General features: G+C 35.6%; 24 protein-coding genes and 1 tRNA gene. 9 read left to right on the top strand and 16 right to left on the bottom strand.

Annotated features, from left to right (window positions below; translation table 11 throughout):
• Positions 1-2 precede the first annotated feature (2 nt).
• From MOMA_RS07120 to MOMA_RS09590, 5 genes are all read left to right on the top strand, one after another.
• The gene (locus MOMA_RS07120) at positions 3-224 is read left to right on the top strand and encodes a hypothetical protein (protein WP_009501845.1); all 222 of its coding nucleotides are present in this window, start codon (positions 3-5) and stop codon (positions 222-224) included.
• Between the two features lie 190 nt (positions 225-414).
• On the top strand, positions 415-639 hold the full coding sequence (locus MOMA_RS07115; RefSeq protein ID WP_009501844.1) for a hypothetical protein: 225 nt from the start codon (positions 415-417) through the stop codon (positions 637-639).
• 694 nt (positions 640-1,333) lie between these two features.
• Entirely contained in the window at positions 1,334-3,205 is a 1,872-nt protein-coding gene (locus MOMA_RS07110) for a virulence factor TspB C-terminal domain-related protein (protein WP_009501843.1), read from the top strand.
• Between the two features lies 1 nt (position 3,206).
• Positions 3,207-3,488 carry a DUF2523 family protein gene (locus MOMA_RS07105; protein ID WP_009501842.1) on the top strand — a complete coding sequence of 94 codons (282 nt, stop codon included), beginning with the start codon at positions 3,207-3,209 and terminating at the stop codon, positions 3,486-3,488.
• Between the two features lies 1 nt (position 3,489).
• Positions 3,490-4,464, top strand: coding sequence for a putative phage-like protein (locus MOMA_RS09590; protein WP_009501841.1), 975 nt, complete (start codon positions 3,490-3,492; stop codon positions 4,462-4,464).
• Between the two features lie 114 nt (positions 4,465-4,578).
• Here MOMA_RS09590 and MOMA_RS07095 read toward each other — a convergent pair whose 3' ends face one another.
• Positions 4,579-6,246, bottom strand: a complete 1,668-nt coding sequence (locus MOMA_RS07095) for a fatty acid--CoA ligase (RefSeq protein WP_009501840.1) — start codon at positions 6,244-6,246, stop codon at positions 4,579-4,581.
• 160 nt (positions 6,247-6,406) lie between these two features.
• Between MOMA_RS07095 and MOMA_RS07090 the strand changes: the two genes are divergently transcribed.
• Complete coding sequence (locus MOMA_RS07090; RefSeq protein WP_009501839.1) at positions 6,407-6,706, top strand: DUF1315 family protein; 300 nt, start codon at positions 6,407-6,409, stop codon at positions 6,704-6,706.
• Positions 6,707-6,783: 77 nt separating this feature from the next.
• Positions 6,784-6,860, top strand: a tRNA-Met gene (locus MOMA_RS07085).
• A 43-nt stretch (positions 6,861-6,903) separates the two neighbouring features.
• Here the strand turns inward: MOMA_RS07085 and MOMA_RS07080 are convergent.
• The 15 genes from MOMA_RS07080 to MOMA_RS07000 form a co-directional block, all read right to left on the bottom strand.
• Positions 6,904-7,425 (bottom strand): hypothetical protein, encoded by a 522-nt coding sequence (locus MOMA_RS07080; protein WP_009501838.1) that lies wholly within the window; start codon positions 7,423-7,425, stop codon positions 6,904-6,906.
• The gene (locus MOMA_RS07075) at positions 7,385-7,642 is read right to left on the bottom strand and encodes a hypothetical protein (protein ID WP_009501837.1); all 258 of its coding nucleotides are present in this window, start codon (positions 7,640-7,642) and stop codon (positions 7,385-7,387) included. The genes MOMA_RS07080 and MOMA_RS07075 overlap by 41 nt, the downstream gene beginning before the upstream one ends.
• 12 nt (positions 7,643-7,654) lie before the next feature.
• Entirely contained in the window at positions 7,655-8,071 is a 417-nt protein-coding gene (locus MOMA_RS07070; RefSeq protein WP_009501836.1) for a nucleoside triphosphate pyrophosphohydrolase family protein, read from the bottom strand.
• Between the two features lie 316 nt (positions 8,072-8,387).
• Positions 8,388-8,672 (bottom strand): hypothetical protein, encoded by a 285-nt coding sequence (locus tag MOMA_RS07060; RefSeq protein WP_009501834.1) that lies wholly within the window; start codon positions 8,670-8,672, stop codon positions 8,388-8,390.
• Positions 8,669-9,172 (bottom strand): hypothetical protein, encoded by a 504-nt coding sequence (locus MOMA_RS07055; RefSeq protein ID WP_009501833.1) that lies wholly within the window; start codon positions 9,170-9,172, stop codon positions 8,669-8,671. Before MOMA_RS07055 ends, MOMA_RS07060 begins: the two co-directional genes overlap by 4 nt.
• Positions 9,153-9,383: a hypothetical protein gene (locus MOMA_RS07050; RefSeq protein WP_009501832.1), complete on the bottom strand. Its 231-nt coding sequence runs from the start codon at positions 9,381-9,383 to the stop codon at positions 9,153-9,155. Before MOMA_RS07050 ends, MOMA_RS07055 begins: the two co-directional genes overlap by 20 nt.
• 70 nt (positions 9,384-9,453) lie before the next feature.
• A complete protein-coding gene (locus tag MOMA_RS07045) occupies positions 9,454-10,146 on the bottom strand; it encodes a hypothetical protein (RefSeq protein ID WP_009501831.1) in 693 nt (230 codons plus the stop codon).
• A 12-nt stretch (positions 10,147-10,158) separates the two neighbouring features.
• Positions 10,159-10,647, bottom strand: coding sequence for an HNH endonuclease signature motif containing protein (locus tag MOMA_RS07040; RefSeq protein ID WP_009501830.1), 489 nt, complete (start codon positions 10,645-10,647; stop codon positions 10,159-10,161).
• Positions 10,631-11,350 (bottom strand): AAA family ATPase, encoded by a 720-nt coding sequence (locus MOMA_RS07035; protein ID WP_009501829.1) that lies wholly within the window; start codon positions 11,348-11,350, stop codon positions 10,631-10,633. The genes MOMA_RS07040 and MOMA_RS07035 overlap by 17 nt, the downstream gene beginning before the upstream one ends.
• A gap of 65 nt (positions 11,351-11,415) precedes the next feature.
• Complete coding sequence (locus MOMA_RS07030; protein ID WP_009501828.1) at positions 11,416-13,509, bottom strand: AAA family ATPase; 2,094 nt, start codon at positions 13,507-13,509, stop codon at positions 11,416-11,418.
• Entirely contained in the window at positions 13,509-13,748 is a 240-nt protein-coding gene (locus MOMA_RS07020) for a hypothetical protein (protein ID WP_009501827.1), read from the bottom strand. Before MOMA_RS07020 ends, MOMA_RS07030 begins: the two co-directional genes overlap by 1 nt.
• A gap of 88 nt (positions 13,749-13,836) precedes the next feature.
• Positions 13,837-15,036, bottom strand: coding sequence for a DNA-directed RNA polymerase (locus MOMA_RS07015; protein WP_009501826.1), 1,200 nt, complete (start codon positions 15,034-15,036; stop codon positions 13,837-13,839).
• Entirely contained in the window at positions 15,036-15,890 is an 855-nt protein-coding gene (locus MOMA_RS07010) for a hypothetical protein (protein ID WP_009501825.1), read from the bottom strand. Before MOMA_RS07010 ends, MOMA_RS07015 begins: the two co-directional genes overlap by 1 nt.
• Positions 15,891-16,177: 287 nt before the next feature.
• Positions 16,178-16,414 carry a hypothetical protein gene (locus MOMA_RS07005; protein ID WP_009501824.1) on the bottom strand — a complete coding sequence of 79 codons (237 nt, stop codon included), beginning with the start codon at positions 16,412-16,414 and terminating at the stop codon, positions 16,178-16,180.
• Between the two features lie 412 nt (positions 16,415-16,826).
• On the bottom strand, positions 16,827-17,042 hold the full coding sequence (locus MOMA_RS07000) for a hypothetical protein (RefSeq protein WP_009501823.1): 216 nt from the start codon (positions 17,040-17,042) through the stop codon (positions 16,827-16,829).
• Between the two features lie 402 nt (positions 17,043-17,444).
• Between MOMA_RS07000 and MOMA_RS06995 the strand changes: the two genes are divergently transcribed.
• Both MOMA_RS06995 and MOMA_RS06990 read left to right on the top strand, forming a co-directional pair.
• The gene (locus MOMA_RS06995; protein WP_009501822.1) at positions 17,445-18,128 is read left to right on the top strand and encodes a hypothetical protein; all 684 of its coding nucleotides are present in this window, start codon (positions 17,445-17,447) and stop codon (positions 18,126-18,128) included.
• On the top strand, positions 18,121-19,698 hold the full coding sequence (locus tag MOMA_RS06990) for a phage protein (protein WP_009501821.1): 1,578 nt from the start codon (positions 18,121-18,123) through the stop codon (positions 19,696-19,698). Before MOMA_RS06995 ends, MOMA_RS06990 begins: the two co-directional genes overlap by 8 nt.
• Positions 19,699-19,704: the final 6 nt, after the last annotated feature.

Genomic DNA, 19,704 nt, shown 5'->3' with positions numbered 1-19,704 from the left:
CCATGAAATTATCAATATTTAATAAAACGTATAAACTAGAACATCAATACCTAGAAGCCTTAAAAGTAGCACTGCTTGATGCACAAAAACAATGCGAGTATGAACGCAGTTTATTCAATGATGATGACAAACAACTTGCACCAACCATTAATAAAATAAATCGTTTAAACGATTTAATTCGCTATTTGGAATTACAAGATGTATGTATGCAAAACCCTGGTTAATAATTCTGTATGTGTTGAATGGGTGGAGTATACGCCACAAGACACGCTAATCGGTCAGTTATCAAGTCTTAATAATTTATCGTATAGCGATGTAACCGCAATATGGATATCTATCCTATTGCTATTTGCAACGGCATATGTTTTTAAACACTTGCCATTTTTTATCCGTAGACGTTAAAAGGTATTCACCATGACAAAACACACCACAAAAAAAGTTGGTAATGCGTTAGCCTTAGTTGCTGTTACCACCGCTCCTGTTGTTGCGTTTGCTGCTGATGAACCAGATGTTACTAAAGTTGTAGCATATATTGGTTATGCAGTAGCAGCAATTACCGCAATTGGGGTTGCTAAAATGATCCCATCTGCTGCTATGTGGCTTTACAGTTCGCTAACCAGTATGATTAGACGTGGCTAATCTAAAGCCAAACCGCACAAAAAAGCTATAATTATTTAACCAATTATAGCTTTTTAGGTGATTAACATGATGATTTTAATCTTGATTGTCTTAATTATAGCAGCTTATATTTTATTTAGTGATTGATACCTACTGCTAAAACCCAAAAACAAGCATGTTTTTTTTATTAAATCGGCGCAAACTTTTTAACACAAACCATCTTTTATACATCAAAGCCTTGCAAATAAGCATAAAGATTTAATAAAAAAAGCATGGACACGTTGCCACGCCAATTGGTGCTACAGGTTAAATCTTAGCATGGCAATGGGTAGGGTAGAAGTGTAAATTTAAAACTTGTAATACACAGGCTAACTGCTTTAAGGGCAAGGGATTGAAGTGGAAATATCTTTTAGATAGGGTGATAGAATTATTTAGATTATCGTTAATTACTCGGTAGAAAGATTTAACGAGAATGTTAAGAATTGTTAGCCATAGCTAAAAGGATTGCAACAAAAAGCCCGGTGCGAAGCATGCCCCCATAATAAAAAACACACACAACCCAAAACCAAACACAAGCCAAATAAGCATGAAAACCTTAATCTACTACCTATTTGTCATTATCCCCTGTTTATTATGGTACTACGACTTAATCCGCTACTTAATGCTACAAGACTACTAAATAAACCCATACAACCAAATAAACCCATATAACGCCATGAACACTGTAAAGCAACTAACCAAGCAACTGATTGTATTTAGCTTGTCATTTATCCTAGCCGTAACGCCATCATTTGTTTACGCAAATGCAGTACTTAACAATTGGTACATACACAAATTAGGCATGGTAGGCAACACATCGTTTGTAGAAGCCTTAAGTGGCAATAAAAAAGCCCTTGCAAGAATAAAACCATCGGCAGGTGCAGTTGCTAAAGTGCTAAAAACCGCAGGCGGTATCGGTTTATTACACACAGTGATAACAACGGTTTTTAATGCAACCGATTGGGTAATGGATCCGAGTAACAACGCAGTTACTTTTAAGACAAGCGAAGGACCTGTACAATACATTTTTGATAAAAAATTGTTTGCCAACCCTGAACAAGCATGTCAATACGTGGCTTCTGAAGCCTTTTTAAAGGATTATGACTATAAGTTTACGCGTTTACGCTTGTCTTATGGTGATGAAGCAGGTAAAACCAAAATACTAACCAACATGGAAGCAAGATCTTTTAGATGTCAAGTAAGTGTAGCACACCCATCTGAAATAGAAGCATACGCCCCATATCCAGCAGGGTATATGCGTGATTGGGGTGGTGATATTGTGCCAACAGGTGAAATTGAAGAAAAGACCGTTTCGCTTGAAGCGGTTGCTCAAACGGTTTTAGACCAAGCACAATCAGGCAACAAACAAGCACAGCAAGCAGTAGAACAAGCGGTAAGAGATTCGGTAAAAGCAGGGGATTATAACCACCTACTAAACAGCACCGCCCAACCATTTAGCCCTGATAACACGACAGACCCAACCCAAACCACGCCAAGCACAGGCACAGGCACAACAACCAAAACCAAAGACGGTGTAGATGGGGTGAATGGCAAAGACGGTACAAACGGCAAAGACGGCGTAAATGGCAAAGACGCACCGCCTGTAGATGTATCAGGCATTATCAACGCCATATCAGCACTTGCCACAAGCATTGCCAGTCATTTTAAACAACTACAAAGCAAAACCGATGAGGTGATAGCCGAACAAAAGCTAACCACCAGGGTTATCAACACCAAAACCGATGAAATCCTAGAAAAACAAACCAAAGTGGTGCAAGCGGTGCAAAGCCTTGATATGAAAGGCGAACTCATTAACGGCAAATTGGGTGATATCATAGGCAACGGTAAACTTGTTAACCAAAAAATAGACGATGTAGTTAACGAATTACGCACCACCAAAGACGTAACCAAATTAGGACTTGACTCAATCCGCGATGCCCTAGAACACGGCATGAGTGGCAAACTCATTAACCAAAAAATAGACGAAGCCATAGAACAAGCCAAAATAGGCAATAAAAACCTAGCCAACACCTTTAAAGACGCAATAGACAAACAAATCGCACAACAAGCTATCCAAAACGAAAAAACCCTAAGTGCTATAACAGACATTAAAACCATTCTTAACGAACAAATAAAAACCGACCAAGCCATAGCAAATAAAATGCTAGAACAAGCCAACACCAACACCGATAAAATCGTTAAGGCAATTGAGCAAGTGGGCGAACAGGTAAAACCAAAACCCAAAGACAAAACCAAAGAAAAAGACGACAAATTTAATTTGCCTGATTTAAAAGATGTTGCCGTACCAACAAAAGACATAAGTTTACAAAACCCAAGCAACTTTGATAAAAACTACATCAAAGTTAACGCCCAATGCCCACCTGATGTTGTTAAAGAAATACCGCTACCAAGCGGTTCATTTCGCCTTGTGTTTGAAATGACACCGATTTGCAATTTTGCAAGCGTATACTTACGCCCTGTGATTATCTTTTTAGCTTACATCTATGGAGCATTGTCAATTGGCAATGCGTTTAAAGTAGGGGGATAATATGGGAAAACTACTCACCACAATTGGCACTTGGCTAATTTCTAACTTCATAGGCAGAGCATTGGCAGGGGCAGGGCTTGCAATTGCAGGCAGTTATACCTTTGGCTTGTTTATTGATTATTTTATTAACAAAGCATTAAGCATGCTTAACAACATACCTATGGCAGGGCTAATTGGCGTTGCAGGGATAGACAAAGCAATTAGCATCTTATTAACCGCCGTCATGATTAAAGTGTATTTGGCAACCGTATCACAAGGCATTAACATTGTAAAGGCAAAATAACATGATGTATCTTGTATCAGCAACCCCAGGCACAGGCAAAACCTGTTGGGTGGTTAAACAATTACTAGAGTGGATAGAAAAACCTGAAAACCAAGACCGAAAAATATATGCCAACATAGCAGGGTTAAAAATCGAAGGCATACAACCCCCACCAGATGACTTTAGGCTATGCGAGGACGGCTCCATCATCGTTTATGACGAAGCCCAAGAAATAGAACACTACAACAGTGATAGCCGTGGTATAAACCCTGTTGCTAAAGCCTTATCCAAACACAGACACCGCGGTTTTGATATATGGTTTATCAGCCAAGACCCAAGTTTATTGCACAAATACGTACTAAAAAACATTTACCTACATTACTACCTATGGCGACCTGCACAACGAGCCAATGTAGAGATATTCACCTTTGCAAGGGCAATTGTAACCCCAACCAAAGAAGACTTTAAAAACGCTTACGACGTCAAATGGTGGCGTTTTGATAAAAATTACCTAAAATACTACCAATCAACCGTGCTAAACACATCAAAACCCACACGCAGCAGTAAGCGTTGGTCTATCATCACCACGTTTTTAATCTTTATGGCGATGATAGCGTATTTCATTTACCCTGCAATTGGCTTAACCCAAAAGATGAAAGACACCGCCCAACAGCCACAACAACCAACACAGCCACCACAAACACAACAAAACCCATACATCACGCCAATAACCCAACCAAACAGCCAAATAATGCAACCACCACAAACACAACCAACCCAACCACAAGAACTCATCACCGACTTTATAAGATTTGGCAACAAATGCACAGCCTACCTACAAAACGGACAACAAGCACCCATTGGCAACGACGAATGCCTACAATACGCAACAGGCAAAAAGTTCGTTGAACTAAAACCCAAACCACAACCTTACAATTACGACCAACAAGACTACGCCCAACAAGCCGAGCAACTGGCTACGCCCCCTACGCACTAAAGGGCGTTTTTTCGTATAATGTATATTATGTTAAATAATATCTTTATAAAAAGCAACCAACTTGTGTTGTTGATTGCTTTTTATTTAATCTTTTTTTATTTAAACTTTAAAAAATTAAAACAATCCTTTTGCAAACATATCACGCATAACCTTTTTATCCAGTTTGCCAACACTGGTTTTTGGTAATTGTTCCAAAAATTTTATTTGGCTTGGTATGCCATATTTTGGAATGATACCGCGCTCTGTTGCTTGATAAGCAATTGCTAAAATATCATCAGCACTTGTATCAGCGTGTTCAAGTTTTAACACCACCAATGCCAACGGACGTTCGCCCCATTTTTCATCAGGTATGCCAATCACAGCAATATCAGCAACGCTTGGGTGTAAGGACAATATCGTTTCAATCTCTAATGATGACACCCATTCACCGCCTGATTTTATCACATCTTTTAAGCGGTCAGTTACTTGCAAATAGCCGTTTGAATCAATGTTGGCAATATCTTGAGTGTGCAAATAACCCCCTTGCCATAACTCATTGCCCGCATCATGATTTTTAAAATAGCTTTGCGTAAGCCACGGCGAACGCACCACCACCTCGCCTGTGGTTACCCCATCATGCACTTGTGCTTTATTGTCTTCATTCCACAGTTCAATATCCACAAGCACGGTTGGCGCTCCTGTTTTGACACGACGTAAAATATCTTCATCAGCAGACAATTGTTCATTTTTGTTAAACACAGTCATAGTAATCACAGGACAAGTTTCCGACATGCCATAAGCAGTGTAAGCCTCAATGCCATTTGCCACCGCGTTTCTTGCCAAACCCTCCGTCAAGCGCGAACCACCAATAATCATTTTTAAACCGTTAAATTTACGGCCACGTTTTGCCATTTCGTTAAGCAACATTTGTAAAATTGTTGGGACTCCGTGGGTAAAACTTACGCCTTTTTGCTCAATCAAATCTACCAGTTTTTCAGGAATATAACGCCCCGGATACACTTGTTCAATGCCAATCATAGTTGCCACATAAGGAACACCCCAACCATGTACATGAAATAACGGCGTAACAGGCATATACACGTCGCTATAGCGAATCCCCTGACCTTCAGCGTTTAACCCTGCCGAACTTGCCAATCCCAAACTGTGCAATACAAGTTGGCGGTGGCTAAAAAACACACCTTTAGGATCGCCTGTTGTACCGCTTGTATAAAAGGTTGTTGCAATGGTATTTTCATCAAAATCAGCAAACTCAAATTCATCTGACGCATCGCTTAACAATTGCTCATATTCGCCCACACAGGTTTCACGCAAATAATCAGGAATTGGCATGCCATTATCATCAAGCCAAATAATATGCTCTACTGATGGTGCATCAAAACGGTAATTTTTAATCATAGGAGCAAATTCAGAATTTAACAACAATACTTTTGGTTTGGCATGATTAATTGTGTACAAAATCTTATCTTCAGGCAAACGAATATTTACCGTTTGTAAAATCAGTTGACTCATCGGTATGGCAAAATAGCTTTCCAAATAACGGTGCGTATCCCAATCCATAACCGCCACCACATCACCTGCTTGTAAATTTAACAGTTTCAATACATTGGCAAGGCGATTGATACGTTTAAAAAAATCAGCATAAGTATAAGTCAATTTATCGGCGTAATGAATTTTTTGCTTGCAAGATACAATTTTTGCTCTGTCTAATAAGTGCTTGATAATTAACGGATATTGGTAGTTTTCACTGGCAGGTTGGTAATGAACTTGACTAAAGTTGCTCATTTTAATCTTCCTTGACAATAGCAATTGAGTGATAAAAATAATTAGATTAGTAATTTTATAAAATTTTGTCAAGGTTTTTATCAAATTATTTGTGCAAATATGAAAAAAATTTGTTATATTAGTCATATAAAACTTGTAAACATAAGGTTTTGGTTTTGATATGGATAAACAGCAAATTTTAGACGCCCTAACCCCTCAAATTATTGAAAAATTTCGCACCGCGATTCAGCTTGATAAATGGGAAAACGGTGTCCGCTTGACTGATAAACAACGCCATACTTGCATGCAGGCGGTTATGATATGGGAGCATGAATATTTACCCATAAATGAACGCATAGGTTACATTCATCGCCCAAAAAAAGAGTCAGAAGATTGTGATATCGGACATGATCAACATTATCCGCATGTTGCAGTGCGTGATTTTGATACAGAACAGCCCATACAATTTCGCAATTGGTAAAATGTAATTTCTGATGAATTTTTAAAAAAAATTCTTGACGAACCAAAATTTTTGCGTATAATAACCCCACAAGACAAGGCGATGTAGCTCAGCTGGTTAGAGCGTACGACTCATAATCGTAAGGTCAAGAGTTCAAGTCTCTTCATCGCCACCATTCTATCAGTAGTTAGACAGTGTTTTTGTCACCATTTGATAACTTACCAAAATCCACCTATCACATCCGCTGTCAACACATCATCCGCATCCCCAAAGATACTAAAGGCAGAGGCTTCAAATGGATTATTCCCTAGCCTTAATGGCATGGCAGTATCAAATACACCTCTTAGTGGGATTAGTATTTGATTGATGTATTTATTGGATAATTCTTTTTCACATAAGATATCTAGTATCTGTTCTGTGGTAATACTCTCAATACTGCAAGGATATAATTCAAACCAATGATGATTGAGTATGTTTTCATAAGTACGTTTGGTTTGTTTATTGGCTTGATTGTATTTTAAGTATTTTAAGACAACGTGTTCAAAAGTGATTGGATTGGTTAACATAGTTAATGTCTCTTTAGTTAAAGTGCCTTGTTTGATATGAGCTAAGATTTGTTCTCTTAGCTCAATACCCTGTTCAATACTATTTACTTTAATAAAGTGTTTTTTACCAAGCCAGTTAAAATAAATTTCTATACTAGTTCCACGTTGTCTTATTCCTTTTATTGAGATATTCATTTGCTTTATCCGTTAGCTGTTTATGAAGCTCTTGGCTTTTATCTAATTTTTTAAAATAAGTTTCAGAATACTCGTGCCAAGTATCATAATTAGGAGGTTGCTCACTTTTAAGTTTATCATCAAGAGCCTGCATAAATGCTTTATGATAACCATACTCATCTAAATGAGCTTGTAACCAATCCAAATAAAGCTGTCCAATAATTTCTAATTCGCTCATACTTTTCTCCTATTAATTAAATTTATTTAAATAAGCAGTTAATTCAGGCTCTTTATAATCTTTGCCTTTAATGATTTTTCCATTGTTATCAAAAATAGCTTTACCATTTTCAAACTTAGACCAATTACTACGATTGACTTCTGCTAAAGCATTCTCAAAATCATAACCTAACATAGTGGCTAAACCAATTGCTGTTACCACTTGGTCGCATAAAGCGTCTAATAATTTTTTACGACTTAAAATTTCAATAGAGCGGGTATTTGATTTATAGTCATCCGCTAAGCCTGCTACACCTTTGTCAATATCCATAAGAGCCTGCATCATTTCTGCAATTTCTTCATAATGACAACCCAATTGAACATTGATGTCTTTCTTTGTTGGATTTGGTTTGGCTTCATTAAACCAAGCAATAATATTTTTAATTGTCATAATAATTTCCTTAGATAATAAATAAAAACGGCTGGTTACTCATGTTTAGCAACCAGCCTAGTTGTATCGTAACTTACACGGTAATAGCCTATAAATCCATGGTACTATATCTATTACTGCTAAGGTTATTGCAGACACTCTTAGCTTGTCTGAATTGAGCGACCACCTCTACTCAATATTTTTACCAAAAGTAAAATACCATATTAAAAATATAGCAAATCCTACTGGAATAATTATAGCCAATAATTTTAATAAAGTAAAAAGTAGTGCTACAAATACTACTACTAAACCAATGAATAAAATAAACTTAATTAGATTAACCAAAAATTGAGAAGTCTTGGTCTTTTTCATCGTTGGCTTCCTCTACTTTTTGTGTTTCCTCATCTAGTTCAGTATCTGTATTTGTGTCTGTAGTTTCAGGCTCTACTTTTTGTTTACGATGTTTTTTAGTAGGCTTAGGTGCTTCTTTAACTACACTAAAATCAATCTCAGCACCATCTTCAGTAACGTTAATTTCATTATCATCAAAAGGCATTCCTGCTTTGATTAAATGCTCTGCGATGATGTCTTGGACTTCTTGATTAGATAAAATGATTTTCATAAATACTCCGTAAATTGTGGTTTGTTAATAGCAACGTGTAAAGCGGTAATGGCATCACAGATATGTTCTGCTTTGGATTTATTAGGTAAAACCAAATCAGGATACTTATCTTGTACCCAGTTAATAACGTCTTGCTTTTGTGGTTTTAATATCCCTATCATCTTTTTTACTTCAGCAAAACTGACAGGAATAAAGTTAGGATTGTGATTTAATAAAGTACCTAATACAGATACACAAACTGCATAACTCACCATAGCACGGCTAGATTGACTACCGTGAGGTAATTCAGCAATAACTAAGTCTGCATTTATTACCATTGGCTTTAACTGTGTGTACAGTACATTAGCAGTTTGCATGTCTTGTATATTTTGTTTGAGTACTTTATTTGGTTTGGTTTCAATTACACCAGTTTTCATAATGGTGATTAAACCATTATTATAATTGGCTTCTACATAGCCCCAATTCCTAAGGCTTGGGTCATTAGAGAGTATTTTCACCATAATAAAATGCACTGTGATTAATGGTATACTCTGCTTTAAAAGGCAATTGTTCTAACCTTTTTTTAATGTTTAAAATGGTTTCATATTCCTCTGCTGAAATGGTTCTCTCTAGCATGTCATCTAAATCAAGCATAATGTCATTATGCCAATTGATAAAAACACTCGCCATATCATTGATATCGCTAATAATAACTTCTTGTGTAGCTTGCATATAAACTCCTTATAAAATAAATAAACCCAGCTATTATAAACTGGGTTTATTTTTATTGGTTAATTGTTGATTAAGAAAACAGTGATTTTACTGCTTTGGCTTGTGGTTTGGTTACAGCGGTAGATTTAACTTCTTTATCTACGCCAGTCCATTTTTCCTCCCACTTTTTAATAAACTCTGCTGTATCCGCTTTGGCTTTCACTTCATTGACTGTACGTCCATCTTTAGGGCTAAAGACTTTAGAGACGTTATTACGCTCTACAGTAGCCCCATTTGGGTCATCTACATACTCATCACCCTGTTTGACTTGCTTAGGTCTAATCTCTTTGATAATGCCTAATTTAATGGGTTTTTTAACGATATCCATCAGCATATCTACTTGAGTGTCCACTTCTTTTCTTTGGTCAAAGTTATACAGTTTGATGACTTTCTTTTCTGTATCTAGCTCTGACAAAGGTTTTTGAGCAGTAAACAAAGCAATGTCATTGACATGGGTAAAACCAATCAGATAGTGTTTCTCACCATCTTTGGTGTAAAAGTTTTCACCATTTCTATTGGTTACATAAATGTCTTCATTGACTGTTTTACCATCTACATCAAATTCAAATGAAATGGCTTTAGCTCCAGACTTAGCAGTTTTAAGATAAGCATAATTGATAATGGCATCATAAACTCCTGAAGCCAATGGTTGATAACCACCACCTAACGTGTCAGTGGTATCTTTAATATCATCATGCTCTTTTAGGTTTGCAAAAATACTCATAGTTAAGTTTCCTTAAGTGTTAGTTGAGTGAAATAAACCAAGTTCTATTTCCTTGGCTTGTCTTTGTTTAATGGCTTCATCAATGTCAATAAATGTCTTTTGATAAACCTTTTTACCTTGTACAGTAATCTCTGCTATATAACGCTTTCTACGCTTACAATACCAGATACCTCGCTCTTGTAATCTACTGTCTCTTTGATGTCTATTTCTAGCATTCTCTGAGGCAGATACATCTCTTAGATTTTCAATGCGATTATCATCTCTTACTTGATTGATATGGTCTATTTGTCCTTTAGGAAATTCACCATGCACATAGTACCAAATCAATCTATGCTCCGCATATTTTTTACCTCCTAATTTGACATGTCTATACCCATCTTTAGCTCTATAACCTGCTCTGGTATTGGGGGTTATTTGCCTAGCTATTTTTTTAATCCAAGTGAGATGACCTGTATCTGGATTATAATCTAGACAGTCTTTAATATCAGCTATAGTAATCATGTAGTCTGTCCATTATTAGCTTAACGTCATTGTCAATAAAGGTTTCATTGTCTTCAAATAAACCCATAGCTGACCGCATACGTTCATTAACTGTGTCTTTGGTGATTTGAGTTTGAAATACATATTTAAATCCTAAGTTCTCCTCTTTATCTGTGATATTAAGTAGTTCACTGTCGTATTTTTCTAAGTCTTTTAAAGTTACCTTTTTAGTAGATACCACTGTACTAAAGTAACTTTCAATTCCTTGGTTTGATAGTGAGCCTTTAATGGGTACTTTAGTCTCCATCACCATTTCATCATTGTTTAATTCTGTCTTGGTGTGAGCTGTAAAGATAACATTTTTAGTAGACTTAGCCACATAGTTTTGCATTAGGTTTTTAAAAAACTGTGCATAATCACTCCATGCTTTCATCCCATTACTGGCAGTTAATACATGCACACTTTCAAACATATCCATGAGATAATTCAAACCATCAATAACGATATGTTCTATTTCTTTTTGTTCCTCTGCCCAATCAAATGCTTCATACACTTGATAAGGGTCTGTAATAATGACTTCTTTAAACTTCTTTGGTTTAAAGGGTAGCTTTTTCCCTGCCTCGCAATTTAAATAAAGTACATTTTCTAAGTTACGCAAACAAGTAGATTTACCTGTGGCACTCTTACCGCAGATTAAAACCAGTTGGTCATTAACTTGGGTCATTGAATTTTCCTTTTATTGGTTTAAAGATAAAACCACAAAAGCGGACAAAGTCCGCAATTGGGGATTTATGCTGTGAGTTTACCTTGACTTGCCATTCTGTCTGCTACTGTATGAAATACAGTATTAGCCAGTTCTATTTCACTAAGTTTATCAGCCAGTTTATTATTCAAAGCAATGGTCTTTTCTTTGATGGTTTCAAATCTAAAGTTATTGTCCAATAATATAAGAGCATAGCGTAATAACATATTATTGCGATTACCATCACCTATGTTATTCATTACCCATCTTTCTAAGTTATCTAAGTCTGATTGTTCAGTGTAAAGTTTTTCTCTTTCATCATTCTTAGCTGACTTAGGAATGTAAGGCAATACATCAAATAATTCACCATCTGTTTTGGTAAGATTGGTTACTTCATCATCATCTAATTCTCCATGGCTTAACCACTTTTTAGTACGATGAGAACACTGTTCATCTACTTCAAAGGGTAAATCTTTAATGATATTTTTGTAAAATTCCTTATAGTCTTTGGCATCTAACTTTAAGGTGTAGTTCATGGGCAGAATAATACGAAATCTATTATTCTTATCTGTACTGGATTTAGTGGTGTAATAGATGGCTTTATACTTTTTCATAAGCAGTTTGGCTGACGCCAAACTGCAAGTACCATCAACATCTAAAACCAGTAAATTAAAACCAGTAATGGCATTATCTTCTTTACGGTAGTTATCTTTGACATGATGGTTTAACCAATGATATCCATTGGCTGTAAATAGCTTATCTAGCTTAGTAAAGCTAACCAGTTCATTACGATATCCAGTGGTCATATCAACATTGTTGGTATAGCTAATAATCATTTCATTTAGATTGGTTTCTTCAATGCTATCAGCATATAAAAACATAATGCTTTCCATGTAGGACTTTTTAATCACTATGTTATTTTTATATCCCCATGCTGTAGCCATCATAATCATTTCATCTTTTTGAGCTTTACTACCCCGGAAAGATGGTAAGTCTTCATCTAAATCTGCTAAGGTAACTTCTCCTTTATATTCTGCTAGATACTTGGCTAACTTGACATAACTACGCTGTGGTGTCATTAAGTTTTCAAATGCTTTACCACTGTCTTGAGCCAATGCAATGGCATACTCAATATACTGTGGCGTAATCTCTTTAGCTCCATCAATAAAAGCATAAGCACCAGCAAGTTTTAGTACTTTAAAGTATCTGTGTTCTAATTCAGATTTTTTAATGACTTCCATATCTGAATAAGTGGTAGATAACTTTTCACAATCTAGTTTGTACTGTACCAATGTTCTGACTGCTTCTTGGGTTAAGCCATAGGATTTATTGACTAAAGATGCATCTGCAAGCAATGCCAATTCATCTGCTAAGGCTTCTAAAAAGTCATCATCATCGTCATTAAATAACTGACAAAAAGCAATAAACTCTGTTTGGACATTACCAATTAGACTATATAAGAGTGGTTGTATGTCATGGTTTACTTCTGTGTCTTTAATCACTTTAGACAGCATTTCCCATGTCCTAGGACTGGCATATGGCTCTGTATTATCTGGATTAAACTGTGATAAGTGAGAGTTTTTAAAACCAATGTAAGAGACAATACGACTGTCTATTCCATTCTCACTAGCCCATTCAATCCAATCATCAGCAGTAAGCTCTACATAAAAATGAGCCATACGACTGATTAAAGCTGATGACATGGTATTGGTAATGGCATTGTCTGTATCTAAGTTACCAGCTGCGATGATAAAGCATTTATCGTGTAATTTATGATTACCTACTTCTCTATCCAATATCAGCTTATAACTTGCCATCTGTACACTATGACTAGCTCCATTGGCTTCATCTAAAAACAGTAACCAACCCTTTTTATTACTGGGTACTTTATCTGACTGGATTGGAAAAGTATCCATAGGGATATAAGTTACTTTGTCTTTATCAAAGTTAGGTAAGCCAAGTAAATCCTGTGGTTCTATCTGTGATAGACGTACATCTATTAGCTCTAGATTAAATTTATCCGCTATCTGTTTAACAATAGATGACTTACCTGTACTAGGACTGCCATGTAAAAAAGGGGTGATGTTATGCTTCATTAGCATAGGAATAAACTGTCCTGCTTGTTTTAAAGTACATTGCATTAGATTACTCCTTTTAACTGGTTTATGTTGGTAATGCCTTTTTGTCTTAAGTGTTTAAGCATTAAGTCTTCTTGCTTGGTTTTGTACCAAGTTAAGTAATAAATGCCTGCTTCTGCTAAAGCTCTTTTAACGTTTTGTTTAGAACAGCCTACATCAATAGCCATTTCCTCTAAAGTACGTCCACTTGTATATTCACTGGCAAACCAGTTAATTTCAGGTTGCGTTAATTTGATAGCCATTTCATTGCTCCTTATAAAAAAAAATAACTACCCAAATGGATAGTTATTTATTAGCCACAACAACGCACAAAGTGCGGAAGCAAACCAATTAAGATAAAGCATAGTTGCTATTTAAGATTTCATTATAGATAGCTCCTCCTTTTTTAATGGTAGCTATATCACCAAATAATTGATTGCAAATATCATCAATAACTGTACTGTTAGACAGCTCAGCTAAGATGACATTGTAGTAATGACGTAATCTATTACAATGTATAGGACTACATGCAAAACTATCATGAATGGTAATAAGCTCAAATGGTTCATGTTCTAACAACATTAAGCATTTATTATATAGCTGGTTTATTAACTCTACTGGGTAGTGTTTTATATTATCTTCATTGATATTATTTATGAAACTAATATCAGCAATACCAGTGTTTTTATATCTTTGTATATCATCGTTTATAACAACATCTTTATAAACTACGTTATCTACTAAAGACATAAAATGCTTAATTTTACCTTTGTGATAATTACAGTATCTCACTAAGGTTCTTAATACATAAGCGTCAATTGAATGAATGGCATTAGCTATGTTGCTAATACCAAAATCAGTGCCTATGTTTTCATTTACTATTACTGTTGGCATATAGTTTATCTCCGTGATTTTATACCGTTTATATGACTTTTCCATCACTGGTACAAATACATAATGATTGTCAGGCATAAACCAAGAATGGCTTAATGCATATTTATTCCAACTGTCTTGTAATATATCTTTTAATTCTAATGCTCCTTTGAATTCATTTTCTATGGCTAAGTAAAAGTAATTTACCAGCTCACCAAATACTCTTTTAGGTACAGCTTTGCTACCATAAGCCCAAGTCATACAAGCGTCTTTAGCTTGTTTTCTGGTTACAGTAATTTCATCTATACCGTCTTGTTTTAATAGGGCATTCATACGCTCTGTAATGGCTGTATAAGCGTCTGAACGAGTGTCTTGGTCTATTAGTCCAGTTAACTCACAACCACGCTTACAACGCATTATAACGCTCATTAGCTGTAGTCCTGAGTTAACACTGTCTAAAGCTACTGTATGCCCTGTTTTAATACCTAACTGACTGTCTCTTAATGCTTTAACTGATTTAGCAAAGAGTATGGGTTCTTCTGCTTTATCTTGATAACTTTCTAAGTCATCTAGATTAGCTTTTACCCAGTCAATTCTTTGGTCATAGGTTTGTTTATCTAAACCAAAGTGATTGGCTATGTCTATTGCTAGGTATTGCATTGGATTGAAGTGTTGCATTATAGCTCTCCTGTGATGAGTTCTTTATGTTTAAGATTGATACATGCTTTCTCAAAGCTACTGCCTTGAGTATTGAAATGATAGCCTTGGGAATATACTCTGCCTCGTTTATCTACTTTGTGAGTTAGATAGAATGTCTTATCCGTTAAGTGTTTAACAAAGACAGTGAATTGTTCTTTAAAGTTTTCCCAAGTAGTGAGTTCTAACTCTGTATTTGCTACTACTGGTTTTTCAAAGTTAGAAATGATGTACATGTCTAATTCATACTCATTGTTATTGAGTGTGTTTAGTACATCTAGGCTTATATTTTTAGTATGATAGTTTTCATTAAAACCAAGGATTAAACTGTCCTTGTCTATGGTTTTAAGACCACAGTCATTATTACGATACAGTGTGTCTGGTTTCTCTATCATTGGTGGGATAAAACAAGCATGGTGTAGTTTGGTTTCTAACTCTTTACTAGGCATGATTAAGGCTTCAATCATTCTGTTATCGTCTATGGTATATATGCCCATAGGTTCTAGTAAGGCTAGTAATTCACTGACAGTTCTTATGTTATCCATCTTGTCTGTAAAGCCTATGTTTATCATAGAAGCTATGCTTACAAATGGCATAGGCTTTTGGCAGTATAAAACTGTCTTAGTGAGTATGTTAAGAATGAGACTGTTTAAATCCAAGAAAGATACAAAGTATTTTCTATCGTTTTTACTGTCCCATTCTTTTATGTTACACCATTTAATTATGGCTTGTTTTGCTTTGATTATTTCACTTTCATATGAATTAGATATGTCTGTTTTTAATTCATTTTCTAAGTGTTTAATATGTAGTAGTTTTTCTATTTGTGATTGGTTCATTAGACTGTCTCCTTGGTAGGATAAATGAAAAAAATAAACCCAATGTATTTCTACACTGGGTTTACTTTTTATAGTTTGGCTTGCTCTCTGATGTACATAGGTTTGATGTCATTCTCACGGCAGTAGGTCATAGCTTCTTTATGGTTCTCAGCTCTGATGATTACTACGATTGAATGAATGTCTACTATGATGTAATTTTTCATGACTAAACTGTCCTTTTATTGGTAAATAAAAAAACCATGACAATTGCTTGTCATGGTTTTTGTGAAACTTGATGGAATTGACCTTTAGATATCACTAAGGTCAAGTGGTTGCTTAGTGCCAGCTTGACGGTAAGTTGCTGTGCATGCTTTAATCATGCGGTTTGCAAATTCCTCGTCTTGCTGACAAGCAGTAACCAATTCCTCCACCTTGTCTATGACCATATAACCAATCTGTTTACCGTCAAAGTAAACATTTAGGTAGTGCTGAGCTTTGTCAGCTGACTGGTCATTGGATTTTGGTGATTTGTTGCGAAGTGACATGTCTGTCTCCTTAGCCTTGTTAGGCACTAAATGAATGGACAGTCTCAATCACCGTGATTGAGACCGTGATAAATGCGCAAGCATTAACACACAGCACAGCACACAGCAAATCACACAGGGAATTTACAAGGAAGTGTGTAGGTACTTTCCAAAGACAGTACAGGCTAGAGACTGACAGGTTGGGTGAAATAAGATTTAACAGTTTCTAGAAAGTTTCAAGAGAGCTAACGTGCCTGTACTGTCTTTGGCTTGTGTTGTTTGTGTAGCTTGTGTGATTGCTAAACCAATTAAAGAAAACACGATTTAGCTGTGTGTATTTATATATGGGTTTTTCTTGTGTCGTAAAAAGCTAAAAAAAAATAACCACCAATCCATAAGGACTGATGGTTATTTTTTATTGCTGGAATATAGACTATTCCTCGCCAAATATCATTTTATGACGTTCTAATACTTTGTTGACGTCCTCTTTTGTTAATTCCTCACTATCTTTACCAGTTAACATTTTCATTTGTACATCTGCTACTTGCCCCATACCAAGATTGAGTAAACGAAACAAACGTGTAATAGCTCCTAATGCGTCTACCAGTGCTTTTGTTAGTGCTTTCATAACCGCTGAAATTAGTTCCATAGTAAATACCTCTGTTGTTAAAAATTGATGTTATGGCTAAAGCCACGTTAATTGCAACGCAATAACGCACAACAAAAACTTGTGTTTTTCTTTTTAAATTACTTAAATAAAAAAAATAAAAGATTATAAATAAAGACAGTTAACAATCCTTTTTTACTCAAAGAACTGGGAGGGGTATTTTGGAATTTTTGTATTTGACAGGTAAGGATATACCAAAAACCTATTTATACTTAAGCACAAAAAGTTGATATTACTTTTAATGTAACTTAGGCACGAAAGCGTACAAAGTACGCAGATGATATTTATAAACTTTATATAGTTTAGTTAATTTTGTCAATTGTATTTATGTTGCCTTAATGGTTTTGTTTTAATCTATGTAGTGATTTTTATTAAGGAGCTATTATGACTTTAACTTTAGATGTATTAAAAAGAGCCTTGCCTAGAAAGTATGAAAACAGAATAAGCCAAGAAGTGCTAGATAATATTAACAACGCAATTAATGACCCTGACAATCACACTGCCTATCGTGATAACTTTTTGGGTTATTCAGAAGTATTAAACGATGGTAGATATAGCATTGATGAGTATTTAAATGCAGTGAAGTATTGTACGCATAAATTGATGGGTAGTACTAATATTGACAGTTACATTAAAACCTTTCCTGATAGATACCAATCCATGGTGAATAAGGGTTACTCAGCTAAAGAGATGAGCAGTCATATAGCCATGTATAACAAGTCTCAGCTTGTTAATAAGATTATGGAACAATCCATGATACCTAGCTGGATTATCAATCAAGACTTATATCAAAAGGCTATCAATGTACAAGCAGAATTGATGATGACTGCTAACAGTGAAAAGGTAAGAAGTGATGCGGCTAACTCTTTGCTTATTCATTTAAAACCACCAGAAGTTAAGAAAGTAGAATTGGATATTGGTTTAAAAAATAATGATGAAATCCAGCAGTTAAGAGATATCACTGCTCAGTTAGCAAGCCAACAAAAAAGAATGATAGAAGCAGGTGTGATTGATGTTAAACAAGTGGCTGAGACTAAGTTAATAGCTGAGGTAATTAGTGATGAGTAAGACAGTACAAGAGTGGTTAAATGAAGTAGATTATTCTAACTATGGCAATTACACACCCAGTCAATTTGCATTGGAATTTGTCAATTTTATTAAGCTCGTTAACGGCAGTGAGGGGGAAGAAAATACTACCCCTGTAGTGCATTATCGTATGCTGGATAATTTAATTACAGATAATAAGCATGTTGCTAACTTGGTTTGGCGTGGAGCAGCTAAGACTACTTTAATGGCTGAGTATTTGTTTTTATATCTGGCTGTGTATGGGGAATTACCTAGTTTGGGTAAAGTAAACTTAGCGGTTTATCTATCAGACAGTATAGATAACGGTGTTAAGTCCATGCGTAAAAACTTAGAGAGTAGATGGGAAAATAGTGAGTTTTTAAAAAAGTATGTGCCTAAGATTAAGTTTACAGACATCAGATGGGAGTTTGAAAACATTGCTGGTAGTACTTTTATAGTAAAGGCTTATGGTGCTAAGTCTGGTATTCGTGGGGTAAAAGAGCAAGGTAAAAGACCACAGTTAGCTATTTTAGATGACTTGGTTTCTGATGATGACGCAAGAAGTCCTACCGTATTAGAAGCCATTAAAGAGACAGTGCATAAAGCTGTTGCTTATGCCATGCACCCAACCAGACAAAAAACCATTTGGTTAGGTACACCTTTTAATGGGAATGACCCTTTGTATGAAGCAGTAGAAAGTGGAGCTTGGACTGTTAATGTCTATCCAGTTTGTGAGAAGTTTCCTTGTGATAAACAAGAATTTAAAGGAGCTTGGGAAGACAGATTTACTTATGAGTATGTCAAAGAGATGTATGATAAATCTATGGCTCAAGGTAAAGTAGATGGGTTTTATCAAGAGCTTATGCTACAGATTATGAGTGATGATGATAAGTTGATTATGGACAGTGATATTAACTGGTTTCAGTTAAGTCATTTAATGGATAAAAAAGATGCCTTTAATTTTTATATCACCACTGACTTTGCAACCAGTGAAAAAGAAAGTGCGGATTATTCTTTTATCTCTGTATGGGCTGTTAATCATAAAGGCTATTACTTTTGGGTAGATGGCATTTGTGCAAGACAAACCATGGATAAGAATATTGATGATTTATTTCGCTTGGTTTCAGAGTATAACCCACAGAGTGTGGGGATAGAAGTCTCTGGACAACAAGGTGGATTTATCCCTTGGATACAAAGAGAAATGTTTAGCCGTAATATCTGGTTTACGTTAGCAAGTAATAGTAAAGATGGCTCACTTGGTTTAAAGCCTAATAACTCTAAGCTAGAAAGATTTAACTTGGTAGTACCAGACTTTAAGCTAAAGCGTTTTTACTTTCCTGTTGATAAAAGATATACCATGGTGCTAAAAGAGCTAATGCTAGAGCTTTCTCAAGCCAGTGTTGGTGGATTTAGAAGTAAGCATGATGATGGATTAGATACCATCAGTCAATTGGCTATGATGGATATTTGGTTACCCAGTGAGAAAATATCATTGCCTAAGACTGATAATAGTATTTGGTCTAATGTAGATTTTAGTGAGCCTAAGAGTGCTTATCACAGTTATGTGTATTAGGAGATA

It is taken from the genome of Moraxella macacae 0408225 (assembly GCF_000320365.1).
Taxonomy (GTDB): domain Bacteria; phylum Pseudomonadota; class Gammaproteobacteria; order Pseudomonadales; family Moraxellaceae; genus Faucicola; species Faucicola macacae.
This window is presented reverse-complemented; position numbering and strand designations above follow the sequence as displayed.